This is a genomic window from Amycolatopsis sp. NPDC005232 (assembly GCF_040607795.1).
Classification (GTDB): Bacteria; Actinomycetota; Actinomycetes; order Mycobacteriales; family Pseudonocardiaceae; genus Amycolatopsis.
In genome coordinates this window covers 1-13,107 of record NZ_JBEXHL010000013.1, presented here as the reverse complement: position 1 = coordinate 13,107, position 13,107 = coordinate 1, and the positions used below count along the sequence as shown (strand labels likewise).

The following is a 13,107-nucleotide window of genomic DNA, read 5'->3' as shown; positions in this document are numbered from 1 at the left end:
GGGACTGACGATGTGCGCCAAGGTCACCAGTCGGCGCAGGACCGGATCCCGAACCCGCGGCCCGGAAAAACCTTCCGCAGGAAGAAGTCGTGCACTTCCGGATCGGCGTCGGCGCAGCCGTCGGACAGGACCGAGACGCCGTAGCCGCGGTCGGCGGCGTCGTAGCAGGTCGCGGCGACCATCGCGCTCGTCGCCACTCCGGCGACGGCCACCTCGGCCACGCCACGCGCCCGCAGCACAAGGTCCAGGTCCGTGCCGGCGAAGGCGCTCGCCCGGCGTTTGAGCACCACGACGTCCTCGGCGAGCACTGGCAGGTCCAGGTCCGTGCCGGGCGAGCCTTCGTGGAAGGTGTCGCCCGCCTCGAAGAACCCGGTCAGCACGGTGTCACCCGGCGGGAGGTCGGCGCGGTTGACCCGGAACGCGGTGTGCACGAACACCACGAGCGCCCCGGCCGCCCGTGCCCGGGGCAGCAAGTCGGTGACCGGCGGCAGAACCTGCCGGGCGAAGGCGTAGTCACGGGTGATGCCCTGCTGGAGGTCACCCACGATGAGTGCGGTCGTCATGGGACCAGCTTCCCGTCGAGCCGTTCCATCCGCCGCCCGGCCGTCGCGAGCACGGCGATGCCGGCGAGCATGATCACGGCGATCGCCAACAACGCGAAGGTGAAACTGCCGGTGGCGGTCTTGATCGCGCCCGTGAAGTATGGCCCGACGAACCCGCTCAGGTTGCTGACGGAGTTGATCAGGGCGATGCCGGACGCCGCGGCCGTGCCGGTGAGCCCGACCGCGGGGATCCGCCAGAACTGCGGCATAGCGGTGTAGATCCCGGCCACGCTCAGGCACACGGCCACGATGAACAACAGCCCGCTGCCCGCGAACGTGGCCAGCAGCAGCCCGGCGGCACCGACCGCCATGGGAACCCCCGTGGCGACGACCGCGCTGCGCCGGCCCGCGAACCTCGCCCAGGCGAGCATCGCGATCGCCGCCACGACGTACGGGATCCCGGACAGCAGCACGCTGCTCACGTCGGCCGCGCCGTCGACGCCGTGGGTGATCGAGGTGATCATCGTGGGCAGGAAAAACGCGAGCGGGTAGAGACCGAACACGATGGCGAAGAACGTCACGGCCAGCGCCCACACCCGGCCGCTGGTCAGCGCTGGGCGCAGGCCGGTGAGAGCGCCGTGGCCCCGCTGTTCTTCCGCTTCCGCCGCCAAAGTCCGCTCCAGCGTGGCCTTTTCACGCTCGTCGAGCCAGCGGGCCTGCGAGGGCCGGTCGGGCAGGAAGCAGAAGATCAGCACGCCGATCACGATCGTGAGCCCGCCCTCGACGAGGAACAGCGAGCGCCAGCCGGCGATGCCGAACAGGCTTTGGCTCCACGTCAGCAAAGCCGCCGCCAGTGGGGAGCCGACGATGGAGGACACCGGGATCATCAGGAAGAACCCGGTCAGCGCCCACGATCGTTGGCGACGCGGGAACCAGTACGTGAGGTAGAGCAGGATTCCGGCGGCGAGCCCGGCCTCGGCGAACCCGAGCAGCAGCCGCGCGACGTAGAGCGTGGTGGCCGAGTGGACGGCCGCCGTGGCGCCGGTGACCAGCCCCCACGTGAGCATGATCCGGGCGACCCACTTGCGGGCGCCGAAGCGGCGCAGGGCGAGGTTGCTCGGCACTTCGACGATGATGTAGCCGATGAAGAAAAGCCCTGCGGCTAGGCCGATCTGCGCGCCGTCGAGGTGGAGGTCACGCGACATGGGCGCGGCGACGTAGCCGAGGTTGGCGCGGTCGATGTAGCTCATCACGTAGGCGACACCGATGAGCGGGATGATGCGGAAGCCGACCTTGCGCCAGGTGCGGCTCGACGCTGAGTCCGCCACGGTGGTTCCCAGGGTCATGGCATTGTCCTTTCCGGACACTCAAGGGATTCGCTGGTGCGCAAGGCTTTTGTTGCGGTGTGGTCGACGGCGTCTTCGTCGGTGACCACGACGCGGTAATCGCGGACGGCGCCCTCGCGGGTCACCTTGCCGTCGAGGACGTCGTCGAGGACCCGGGCGGGATCGCGGGTGAAGGCTGGTCCGTGGCCGCCGCCGCCGGCCGTCACGTGCCGATGCCGAGCGCCTTCGGTGAGGACGAGGTGCGGCTTGGACTCCAGCACGCGCTCGCCGGGGCCGCCGGGGTCGAGCACGTTGACCGAGGGCGTGCCCTGCCCGCCGCCCGCGAGGCCGTACGGGAGGAACCGGCGGCGGTCCGACCGGATCTGCACGCTCGCTTCGGGAGCGAGCACCGTCAGGTCGCGGAACGTGGCCAGGCCGCCGCGGAACCGGCCGGCGCCGCCGGTGTCGGGCAGGTAGCCGTAGCCGTCGACGCGGACGTGACCGGAGCGTTCGAGCTCCTCGACGGGCGTGTTGGCCAGGTTGGCGCCGAGCGGGCTGATGCCGTCGACGCCGTCGCGGTCGGGCCGCGCGCCCCACGCGCCGCACAGGATGTCCCACAGCACCACGGAATCGCCCTTGGCGTCGGTGATGCCGATGGCCACGGAATCGGGGCCGCCGTCGCCGGCGGCGGGCACGCGGCCGGGGAACACCGGGGCGAGGGCGCCGAGGACGGTGTCGATGATCCGGTACGCCACGAGCCCTCGGGCACCACGCGCGGCGGGCCGCCGGCCGTCGAGGATCGAGGCCTTGGGGATGACGAAGGTGAACGGCCGGTAGAAGCCGTTGTTGGCCGGGATGTCGCGCGCGAGCGCGCCTTGGACCGCGGCGTAGGAGGCGGACCGGGTGAAGGAAGCCGTGGCGTTGAGGGCGGAGGCGACCTGCGGCGACGACCCCGTGAAGTCGAGTTCGATCCCGTCGCCGGACAGCGTGACCTTGACCTTGAACGGGATGGGGCCGGAGCCGAGGCCGTCGTCGTCGATGTGGTCGGTGAACTCGTAGGTGCCCGGCGTGGCCTCGGCGAGCGCGGTGCGCAGGAGGGTTTCGGAGTAGTCGAGCAGTTCCTCGCTGAGCTCGGCCAGCCCGTCGACACCGTGCCGTTCGGCGAGCGCGCGCAGCCCGGCGGCACCGGCGTGGCACGCGGCGAGCTGGGATTCGAGGTCGCCGCGCAGCAGCTCGGGTTCGCGGACGTTGCGCAGGATCAGGTTGAGGAAGGTTTCGTTGACGGTCCCGTCTTCCGCCAGCCGCGACGGCGGGATCTGCACGCCTTCGGCGAAGATGCTCGTCGATTGCACGGCCATGGAACCGGCGACCCAGCCGCCGACGTCGGCGTGGTTGACCACCGTGACGGCGAAGCCCAGCAGGTGCTCGCCGGCGAACACCGGGGCGACGGCGAAGATGTCCGGCAGGTGCATCCCGCCGAGCGACGGGTCGTTGAGCAGGTAGACGTCGCCGGGGTGCACGGCGTCGCCGAAATCGGCGAGGATCGCCGCCATCGCGTCCGGAATGGACCCGAGGTGCACCGGGCAGGTGTTGGCCTGCGCGATCACGCGGCCGCGGGCGTCGCACAGCGCGGCGGAGAAGTCCATGCTGGACGCGACGATCTGCGAGTGCGCGGTGCGCACGATCGTGATGGCCATCTCGTCGGCGACGCCGGCGACGGCGTTGCGGAAGACCTCGAAGGTCACGGCGTCGCGGATCATGCGGCACTCCAGGTGATGACGATGTTGTGGAAGCGGTCGCGGCGGGCGCGGGCGCCGGGCGGGACGAGCGTGGTGGCGTCCATGTCCTCGATGACCAGCGGCCCGTCGACGGGTTCGGGGCCGAGGTCCGTGCGCCCGATGACCGGCGTGGGGACCGGTTCGGCGAAGCGGCATTCGCGGGTCGACGGCACGCGGCCGGCTCCGGCGGAGAGCCGCAGAACATCCTTAATGGACACTTTGCTGGGCAGCATTCCGCGTACGCGCAGGTTGACGAGCTCGACGAGGTCGTCGGTGCCGGCGCGGCCGTAGGTGCGTTCGTGTTCGGCGTGGAAGCGGGCGCGCGCCGCCTGGAGCAGGTCTTCGGTGACTTCGCCGTCGTCCAGCCGGATGCGCAGCTCGAAGCGCTGGCCGCGGTAGCGCAGGTCCAGCAGGCGCTCGATGACGGCGTGGTCGCCGAGCTCGTCGGTCACCTTGCTGGTGAGCCGGTCGAATTCCTGCTGCAGCACCGTTTCCGGTTGGCAGGGCGCGACTTCGTGGCGTTCGGTGTCGGCGACGAGGAGGCCGAGGCTGCTGAACAGGCCGGGGTGGGCGGGGACGATCACCGTGGTGATGCCGAGCTCCCGGGCGAGCGCCGCGGCGTAGAGCGGGCCGGCGCCGCCGAAGGCGACCATCGTGGCCTCGCGCGGATCGCGTCCGCGTTCGCTGGTCACAGCTTTGACGGCCGTTGTCATGCTGGAGACGGCTACTTCGTATGCACCGCGCGCTGCTTCGGGGACTTCACGGCCGAGCTGGTCGGCGACGGGCGCGAGGGCTTTGACGGCCAGGTCGGGGTGGATGGCGACGCGGCCGCCCGCGAGCGCTTCGGGGCTGAGGTAGCCGAGTGCCACGTTGGCGTCGGTGAGGGTGGGCAGCTCGCCGCCCTGGCCGTAGCAGGCGGGGCCGGGACGCGAGCCGGCGCTGGCGGGGCCGACGTGCAGCGCCCCGGCCTGGTCGACGGCGATGATGCTGCCGCCGCCGGAGCCGACCTCGGCGATGTCGATCGACGGCGTACGCACGGGGTAGCCGGCGCCGGACCCCAGGCCGCGGGCGACGTTCATGCCTCCACCGACCTCGTAGTCGGCCGAGACGAACGGCTCGCCGTGCTCGATGAGCGACGCCTTCGCCGTGGTGCCGCCCATGTCGAACGCGACGACGGCGGGCAGGTCCAGCAGCCGCGCGAGCTCGCGGACCGCCGTGACGCCGGCGGCCGGGCCGGACTCGATGATCTGCACGGGCCGGCGCGACACCGACCCCGCGTCGAGCAGGCCGCCACTCGACTGCATGACCAGCAGTGGTGCGTCCACGCCTTCGGCCTGAAGTCCGGCTTCGAGCCGGGTGAGGTAACCGTGGACGGTGGGGCCGACGTAGGCGTTGACGGTCGCGGTGCTGGTGCGCTCGAACTCCTGTGGCTGCGGGGAGATGTCGACGGACGCGGTCACGTAGACCCCGGGCAGTGTTTCGCGCAGCAGCTCGGCGACGCGGCGCTCCTCGTCGGGGCGGACGTAGGAGTTGAGCAGGCAGACGGCGACGGCTTCGATCCCGTCGGCTTCGAGTTGTGCGGCGAGGGCCTCGACTTCGCGCTCGTCGGCGGGCGGGGTGAGGCGGCCGTCGGCGGTGATGCGCTGCGCCAGCTCGTAACGGTGGCGGCGGCGGGCCAGCGGCACGGGCTTGACCCATGAGAGGTCGTACAGCACGGGGCGGCGGAGGCGGCCGAGCTCCAGGACGTCGCGGAAGCCCCGGGTGGTGACGACGGCGGTGCGGGCGCCGTTCATCTCGAGGATCGCGTTGGTCGCGACGGTGGTGCCGTGGAGCATCGCCGTGACGTCGGCCGGTGCGGCGCCGGCGAGGTCGAGCACGTCGGTCGTGGCCGTGACGACGCCGGTGCCGAAGTCGGGTGGGGTCGAGAGCACCTTCATCGGCACCACCTCTCCGGCGGGGCCGAGGGCGATCACGTCCGTGAACGTCCCCCCGATGTCGGCGCCGACGCGCCAACCGGAGCGAGCATCAGAACTGGGAAGCACTGGGTCTCCTTTGCCATGTCCAGCATCTGGAAGCACGGTAGGAACCCGTTGAGATATTAGCAAGCCTTGGTTGAGATATTTTTTGTACCGTCACGTGCGACCAGGGCCGGGTGGTCGGTGTACCGTTTCAGAGACCAGCCCCGCCGCGAGGAGCCCACCGTTGCGTTACGAGCCCGACCTGATCCGTGAGCACCCCGTCGCGGGCAGCCTGATGGAGACCGCCTACCGGCGGCTGAAGCGGGACATCATCGAGCTGGTCCGCCCGCCGGGCGCGAACTTCACGGAGGCCGAGGTCGCGAAGGCCCTGGGGCTCAGCAAGACCCCCGTGCGCGAGGCCCTCGCCCGCCTCCACCGCGACGGCCTCGTCCGCCCCCTGCCGCGCGCGGGCTACGTGGTCTCCGCGGTCACCCTGGGCGACGCCACCGACCTCTGCGACATGCGGTCGTTGCTGCAATCCCAGGCCGCCGCCCTGTGCGCTGAACGCGGACTGTCCGAAGAGGACACGCGGCGCCTCGCCGAACTGGCCGTCGACACGTCCGAGGACCAACTCGGCGGCCCTCACTTCGAGGAACGGTTCCGGGCGAACTACGAGTTCGAGTCCATCATCGCCAACGGCAGCGGGAACCACCGCCTGGCCGCCGCGTCCATCGGCGTGCTCGACGAGATCGAGCGGATCACCCGCCTCAGCATCAAGCTGGACCCGTCCATGCCGCCCACACGGATCCGCGAACGCCAGGCCATCGTCGACGCCATCACCTCCGGCAGCGCCGACGCCGCCCGCGCCGCCATGGAGCAGCGAACGGCCTCCGCGCGCCGCGAGATCGTGGGTGCGTTGGCGGCGAGCCGATCGATCACGGATGCGGAGATCGTGGTCCCTTAGGGCTGAAGGTTCGCCGGCAGCCGTCCCCTGACGTAGGGGTCGGGCGCGCCGGCCGGGCCACGCGACAACGGACGGCCTGCGCTCCGCGCGGCGCGAGATCGTCGGCGAGCCAGGACACGAAGACGGTCGTGCCCTAGCGCCGGAGTGCAGCCAGCCGCCGACCCACCTCGGTGAGGTCGGCGTCGGTGCCGCCGTAGAGGAGGCGGGCGTGGTGGGGCGGGCCGTGGAAGGCGTCGCCGGCGAGGGCGGTGAGGCCGTGGGCCAGGAGGAGTCGTTCGAGGGCGCGGCTGCTCGCCTTGAGGTCCGAGAAGTCGGGGAAGGCGAAGATACCCGAGTCGGGCCGGGCGACGGGGAAGCCGGCCTTGTCGATCGCGTCGCACAGTAAGTCGCGGCGGTGGCGGAAGGTCGAGAAGGCGCCGTCGAGCCAGTGCTGCGGGCCGGTGATCACCGCGCAGGCCGCAGCCTGCGGGACGTCGCCGACGTTGATGGCGTCCCATTCGAACGCGCGGTGCACGCGGTCGAGGAGGTGCGCCGGCGCGTGGACGTAGCCCACGCGCCACTGAGTGAAGGCATAGTTCTTGCTCAGGCTGGTCACGGTGACCAGCTCGGGCCACACGTCCCGCAACGCCTGTTGCGGGGTGTACCCGAGTCCACTGTGGACATATCGGGCATAGGACTCGTCCGACAGAACAAGCAGGCCACGCTCGGCTGCCAGCGTCAAGATCGCTGACAATTCGTCCTTCGAGGGTGTGTATCCGGTGGGGTTGTTCGGGTTGCACAGCAGGATCGCCCGCGTCGCCGGGATCGTCGCCCTCCGGAGCGCGTCGACATCCACGGCCCAGCCGTCCTCGGCGCGGCCAGGCACGTACACCGGCCGCGCCCCGGCCATCCGGACCATGCCCTCGAAGAAGTACGTCGGCGCGGGCACCAGCACCTCGTCACCCGGCGACAGGAGCGCCCGCAACACCACGCTCATCCCGTGCTGCGCGCCGTGGGTCACCAGCAACTCGCGCTCGGGATCCACGGCCAACCCGAAGCTGTCCCCGAGGTGGTTCGCCAAAACTCTCCGCAGCTCCGGCCATCCCCGCGACTGCCGCGGCAACACCCGCGCGGCCGTCTCCCGCACCGCCTCCAGCACGTGCCTCGGCATCGGCAACGCCGGCACCCCCTGCATCGGCACGACGTCCCACTCGCGCGCCCGGTCAGCCAGGTCCAACGCCGGCAGTCGCTCCATCGCGCCTCCTGATATCTCAATCATCGATGCTGAGATACTAACAGCACGGGCCGCCACACCACCAACGCGTCAGGCGCAGACGCAAAAGGGAGGAGAGCCCCCTCGGCTCCCCTCCCCCTTGGTCAGCGGATCACTGCTGGATGGTCAGCAGGTCTTCCAGATCGATCCGCTGGTAGAACTCGCGGTGGATCCGGTCGGCGACCGCCGAGACCTCGGCCGAGCCGTCGTCGGACGGGTCGATGGTCACGCGGTACGGACGCTGCCCACGCGGCAGCGCGATGATGCGCGCGATCTTGTCCGACACCGCTCGCGCGGGAGTTTGGCGGCGGCCGCTGGGCGCAAACCGCCGCGGCGGCCGCGTACGCCGCTTCTCCCCGGGTGCTCGACACCGGATCGCTGCTGCTGACCCAGACGTTCGACATCCCGCTGTGGATCGCCACGACGTTGCTGCTGGTGCGCTGGGCGCGAACCGGCTCCGACCGCCTCTGGTGGGGCGTGGGACTTCTCGCCGGGGTGGCGTTCACGGTCAAACCGCTGATCGCCGTGTTCTGGGTGTGCTGCGTCGCCGTGCTGCTGGCGGCCCGGCGGCGGAGCGTGCCGTGGGCCGGGCTGGGGAAACTGCTCGCGCTCGCCGTGGCCGGTGCGTTGCCTTACCTGATCTGGCAAGGGTTTCACGGCTTCCCGCAGCTGACGCTCATCCCCGTCGTCGCGCAGGAGACCGGCGAGTTCGCCGGCGGCAAGGCGGCCGTGCTGCCGCTGACGCTGGCGTCCGACGGCGCGCTCGCCGGCGCGGCTTTGGCCACGTACGGCTGCTGGGCGCTGCTGCGAGACAGCCGGTTCGCACGGTATCGGTTTCTGGGCTGGACCACCGTCGCCGTCACCGCGGTGATGCTCGTGGGCGGCGGCCGGTACTACTACTGCGCAGGCCTGTTCCCGGTCTGCTGGGCCGCAGCCACGGCCCGCATCAATGCCGCGGCGGGATCACGGTGGTGGCGACGGATCGGGTCGGTGGGGGTTTCCGCGTTCTCCGGCGCCGTCGTCCTGGCGACCAGCCTGCTCGCCGGCGGACCTCCGTCACCGGCCTGGGCCACGGCGGCCACCCTCGAAGTCCGGGCCGAACAAGGCTGGAGCGGCTTCACCGACGCGGTGGCCACCGCCTACCACCACCTGCCACCCGCGACGACGATCGTCACCGACCACTACTGGCAGGCGAGCGCGCTGAACTTGTTCGGCGCGGGCCGCGGGCTGCCTCCCGCACACAGCCCCCACCGCGGCTTCTCCTACTTCGGCGAACCCTGGGACGCCGCGCAGGCGACCCTGTTCGTCGGCACCGACCCGGCCGAGTTGCGCACACACTGCCTGCGGGTGTCGGTTACCCCGGCCGACGGCGACCACGGTTTCGCCGGGCTCAACGAGGGCGTGCCGATCTGGCTGTGCAACACACCAAGGCAACCGTGGGAAACGCTGTGGCCGCAGCTGCGCCACTCGTGACCCGGCCGAACCTTCAGTTCGTCGCGACCCAGGGCGCCAGCAGCACTTCCAGATCCGCATCCGACAACGCCCGCGGGCCGCTCTCGAACTCGTGCCACCGCGAAGCGACGCGGGCGGCGTGGAAGTCCACGGAGTACGCGCGCATCAGCACGTACATGAAACTTTCCGAATCGAACCGCTCACCCAGCAACGTGCGAGCCGCGCGAGCAACCGCCACCCCGCCGGTGATGTCGCGCAGCTTCAGTTCTTCGGCAGCCGGGTCCAGCAGACACGGGGTTGAGATCACAACAGATTCTCCATCACTGAAACGAAAACTCAGCCTTCGGCAGCCAACTGGCCACACGCGGCAGCAATGTCCTGACCACGAGTGTCACGCACCGTGCAGGCTACGCCCCCCGCGTTGACCAGCCGCACGAACTCCCGCTCCACCGGCTTCGGCGACGCATCCCACTTCGAACCCGGCGTCGGATTCAACGGGATCACGTTCACATGCACCAACTGACCCAAGTGCTTACGCAGCCGCTTAGCCAGCAACTCCGCCCGCCACGGCTGATCATTGATGTCCCGAATCAACGCGTACTCGATCGACACCCGCCGACCGCTCGTGTCCGCGTAATACCGCGCGGCCGACAAGACCTCGTCCACCGACCAGCGATTGTTCACCGGCACCAACGTGTCCCGCAGCTCGTCATCCGGCGTGTGCAGCGACACCGCCAACCGCACCTGCATCTTCTCATCCGCCAGCTTCCGGATCGCCGGCGCCAAACCCACCGTCGACACCGTCACCGAACGCTGCCCGATCCCCAAACCCGACGGCGCCGGCTCCGTGATCCGCCGCACCGCGGCCACCACCCGCTTGTAGTTCGCGAGCGGCTCACCCATGCCCATGAACACGATGTTCGACAACCGGCCGGGGCCGCCGGGCATGGCGCCGTCGCGCATGACGGCGGCGGCGGAGCGGACCTGGTCGACGATCTCGGCCGTCGACAGGTTGCGGTCGAGGCCGCCCTGGCCGGTGGCGCAGAAGGGGCACGCCATGCCGCAGCCGGCCTGGCTGGAGATGCACAGCGTCGCGCGGTCGGGGTAGCGCATGAGCACGCTCTCGAGCAGCGTGCCGTCGTGGGCGCGCCACAGGGTCTTGCGGGTCGCTCCGGCGTCGGCGGTGAGGGCTCGGACCTCGGTGAGCAGCGACGGCATGAGGTCGGCGACGAGCCGCTCACGCGAGGCCGCGGGGATGTCCGTCATGTCGGCCGGGTCGACGGTCAGGCGCGAGAAGTAGTGGTTCGACAGCTGCTTCGCGCGGAAGGCCTTCTCCCCCAGCTCCACCACAGCCTCGGCCCGCTCGGCGGAGGTGAGGTCGGCGAGGTGGCGCGGCGGCAGGCCGCGCTTGGGCGCATCGAAAACAAGGGGGAGGGCAGTCATAACCGATCCAGTATTCCACGTCCACCGGACACGCCGTCAGGACTCCCCCGGCCGTGTGCTGCCGGTCACCAGCCCGACGGGTCCGCCCGCAGCACCGCGGCCGCCTCGCGGACAGCGTCGACGATGAACTGGTAGCCCGTGCACCGAAAGCGGGCGGGGGACCTCACCGCGGCAGCCCGCACGCTGTACGTGCACCGCAACACGTTGAAGTACCGGCTGACCCGGATCCGGGACGTGTTCGGGGTCGATGTCGAGACCCCCGCCCAGCGCCTCGTCGCGGAGCTGCCGGCGGCGGTGTTCACCGGCCACCCGGAGCTGCAACGAAGGCTGGACGCCACCGCGCCCGAAAAGGAGTGACGCACCGTCCTCCGGCGGACCTGCACCGGAGGACGGTCGGGGCTCACGCCGTCAGGGCTTCGAACCGCCGCAGGGTCTCGTCGCGGCCCAGCGCCTGCGTGATCGAGTGCAGGTCCGGGCTGCGGGTTGAGCCGGTGATCGCGATGCGGATGATCTGCGAGGCCTCGCGGATCGAGCCCGGGAACGCGTCGGGGTTCTTCTTGAGTTCCTTGGCATTCTTGGCGAAACCGTGCTTCGCCGCGACGTCGCGGATCTGCTGGAACCACTCCTGCCCGTCGTCGAGCTGCGTGTAGTTCGCGACGAAGTCCGACGCGACGGCGCGCACGACGTCCGGTGCCACGCCCAGTGCGGCGATGCGCTCGTCGTCCGGGCCGGTCACGGGCGCGTGCAGCTGCGGGAAGAAGAACCCGTAGACCGCGCGGAACTCGCTCCACTTCTTGAGGTCCTTGCGCGGGTTCTCAGCGCCTTCGCGCTCGACGGCCAGCGCGCGCAGGGCCAGCTCCTCCGACGACTCGAGCACCGACAGCAGCTCCAGGTCGAAGCGCTGCGCCCACGTGCGCACGGCGGCGAGGATCTCCGCGCCGGACATCGTGGCGATGTGGTCGGCGGAGATGTCGTCGAGCTTCACGAGATCCACGAGCGGTCCCGCGACGCCCATCTCGTCGAGGTTGACGGGCTCGTCCAGTGCCTCGGCCAGCGGCAGCTCGGCGAGGCGGCCGTTGGCCAGCCCGCGCAGGTAGTACAGGACGGCCTCGACCGGGTAGCCGGCCTCGATGTAGAAGTCGACCGACGCCTCGGGGTCCTTGCGCTTGGACAGCTTGCGCTTGCTGCCGCCCTCCTGCTTCATCAGCGGGGCGATGTGGGCGTAGGTGATCGGCTCGAAGCCGAGCGCGTCGAACAGCTGCTGGTGCACCGGCACGGACGAGATCCACTCGTCGCCGCGGATGACGAGGTTCACGCGCATGAGGTGGTCGTCCACGGCGTGCGCGAAGTGGTAGGTCGGCAGCCGGGGGCTCTGGTCGGAGCTCTTGAGGATCACCACGTCGTTGCGGTTGGCCTCGGCCTCGATCGTGCCGCGGATGGCGTCGGTGAAGCGCACGCGCGCGCCGGTGTCGTCGGGCGCGCGGAAGCGCACGACCCACGGCTCGCCGGCGTCGAGCTTCGCCTGCACGTCGGCCGGGTCGGCGTCGCGCCAGATCGCCCAGGAGCCGTAGTAGCCGGTGGGCAGCTTCGTGGCCTGCTGGCGCGCGGTGATGGACGCGAGCTCGTCCTTCGTCGCGAAGTCGATGTACGCGCGGCCTTCGCGCAGCAGCTGCCGCACGAAGGTCAGGTAGATCTGCTCGCGGCCCGACTGCTGGTACGGGCCGTAGTCGCCGCCGCGCAACGTGTCTTCGTCGGCCTGCAGACCGAAGTAGGTGAAGCCGCGCTCGAACTGGTCCAGCGCGCCCTCGACCTCGCGCGACTGGTCGGTGTCCTCGACGCGCACCAGGTAACGGCCGCCTGAGCGGCGGGCGACGTCCTGGTCGATCGTGGCCACGTAGATGCCGCCGATGTGCACGAACCCGGTGGGCGACGGGCCGAACCGGGTCACCTTCGCACCGTCGGGCAGCTGCCGCGCCGGGTAGCGCTGCTCCCAATGCTCCGGCTCGGGCAGGTCCGCGGGGAACAAGGCGTCGATGACCACTCGGTCCAGCATGGGGGGTCGGGTCTCCCAGGTCGGTTCAGCGCTTCTTCTTACTCCTTCGAGTATCTCCGACCACCGCAAACGTCTTTCGCGCAGGTCCTCGACAGTCGGCAGGTTGCATCGCGACCGTTTCCGATATATCGTGAACCAGTCGCAACCGATCAGCGAGATCGCGCCGGCGTCTCGATCAGGCGGTGCGATCGGCCCCCGGCCGATCCGACCGTCTGACGCCAGGCGGACGGCGTCGGCGCACAGGTCGCCGGAGTCGAACTGGCTCACCGGCCTGAACTTCACGATCACCGGCGACCAACCCGCCGGCGGCGGTGCGTCGGGCGGAGCCGGCGCACCCGCC

The 13,107-nt window shown here is 70.6% G+C and carries 12 protein-coding genes and 1 pseudogene; 4 read left to right on the top strand and 9 right to left on the bottom strand.

Features of this window, described 5'->3' with window-relative positions; all coding sequences use genetic code 11:
* Positions 1-23: 23 nt before the first annotated feature.
* The 4 genes from ABZU76_RS24300 to ABZU76_RS24285 are packed head-to-tail and all read right to left on the bottom strand — an operon-like array spanning position 24 to position 5,687.
* Positions 24-563 carry an isochorismatase family cysteine hydrolase gene (locus tag ABZU76_RS24300; protein WP_354873347.1) on the bottom strand — a complete coding sequence of 180 codons (540 nt, stop codon included), beginning with the start codon at positions 561-563 and terminating at the stop codon, positions 24-26.
* Entirely contained in the window at positions 560-1,888 is a 1,329-nt protein-coding gene (locus ABZU76_RS24295; protein ID WP_354873345.1) for an MFS transporter, read from the bottom strand. Before ABZU76_RS24295 ends, ABZU76_RS24300 begins: the two co-directional genes overlap by 4 nt.
* Positions 1,885-3,627, bottom strand: a complete 1,743-nt coding sequence (locus ABZU76_RS24290) for a hydantoinase B/oxoprolinase family protein (RefSeq protein WP_354873343.1) — start codon at positions 3,625-3,627, stop codon at positions 1,885-1,887. Before ABZU76_RS24290 ends, ABZU76_RS24295 begins: the two co-directional genes overlap by 4 nt.
* Positions 3,624-5,687 carry a hydantoinase/oxoprolinase family protein gene (locus tag ABZU76_RS24285; RefSeq protein WP_354873341.1) on the bottom strand — a complete coding sequence of 688 codons (2,064 nt, stop codon included), beginning with the start codon at positions 5,685-5,687 and terminating at the stop codon, positions 3,624-3,626. Before ABZU76_RS24285 ends, ABZU76_RS24290 begins: the two co-directional genes overlap by 4 nt.
* 160 nt (positions 5,688-5,847) lie before the next feature.
* Here ABZU76_RS24285 and ABZU76_RS24280 point away from each other — a divergent pair, with 160 nt between their 5' ends.
* Positions 5,848-6,567, top strand: coding sequence for a GntR family transcriptional regulator (locus ABZU76_RS24280; protein WP_354873339.1), 720 nt, complete (start codon positions 5,848-5,850; stop codon positions 6,565-6,567).
* 133 nt (positions 6,568-6,700) lie between these two features.
* Here the strand turns inward: ABZU76_RS24280 and ABZU76_RS24275 are convergent, their stop codons facing one another.
* Entirely contained in the window at positions 6,701-7,801 is a 1,101-nt protein-coding gene (locus ABZU76_RS24275) for a pyridoxal phosphate-dependent aminotransferase (RefSeq protein WP_354873337.1), read from the bottom strand.
* Positions 7,802-7,931: 130 nt separating this feature from the next.
* Positions 7,932-8,105 (bottom strand): hypothetical protein, encoded by a 174-nt coding sequence (locus ABZU76_RS24270; protein ID WP_354873335.1) that lies wholly within the window; start codon positions 8,103-8,105, stop codon positions 7,932-7,934.
* Between the two features lie 38 nt (positions 8,106-8,143).
* On the opposite strand from ABZU76_RS24270, the pseudogene ABZU76_RS24265 reads away from it, so the two are divergent.
* Positions 8,144-9,292 (top strand): annotated as a pseudogene (locus tag ABZU76_RS24265) (glycosyltransferase family 39 protein); the annotation flags it as partial.
* A gap of 13 nt (positions 9,293-9,305) precedes the next feature.
* Here ABZU76_RS24265 and ABZU76_RS24260 read toward each other — a convergent pair.
* Positions 9,306-9,578, bottom strand: coding sequence for a hypothetical protein (locus ABZU76_RS24260; protein ID WP_354873333.1), 273 nt, complete (start codon positions 9,576-9,578; stop codon positions 9,306-9,308).
* A gap of 29 nt (positions 9,579-9,607) precedes the next feature.
* Positions 9,608-10,714, bottom strand: a complete 1,107-nt coding sequence (rlmN, locus tag ABZU76_RS24255; RefSeq protein WP_266118346.1) for a 23S rRNA (adenine(2503)-C(2))-methyltransferase RlmN — start codon at positions 10,712-10,714, stop codon at positions 9,608-9,610.
* Between the two features lie 138 nt (positions 10,715-10,852).
* On the opposite strand from rlmN, the gene ABZU76_RS24250 reads away from it, so the two are divergent.
* Complete coding sequence (locus tag ABZU76_RS24250) at positions 10,853-11,071, top strand: helix-turn-helix domain-containing protein (protein WP_354873331.1); 219 nt, start codon at positions 10,853-10,855, stop codon at positions 11,069-11,071.
* 43 nt (positions 11,072-11,114) lie between these two features.
* On the opposite strand, the gene ABZU76_RS24245 is transcribed toward ABZU76_RS24250, so the two are convergent.
* Complete coding sequence (locus tag ABZU76_RS24245) at positions 11,115-12,767, bottom strand: glutamate--tRNA ligase family protein (RefSeq protein WP_354873329.1); 1,653 nt, start codon at positions 12,765-12,767, stop codon at positions 11,115-11,117.
* 103 nt (positions 12,768-12,870) lie between these two features.
* Between ABZU76_RS24245 and ABZU76_RS24240 the strand changes: the two genes are divergently transcribed.
* The coding region (locus ABZU76_RS24240) for a hypothetical protein (protein WP_354873327.1) at positions 12,871-13,107 on the top strand (237 nt) is incomplete at its 3' end.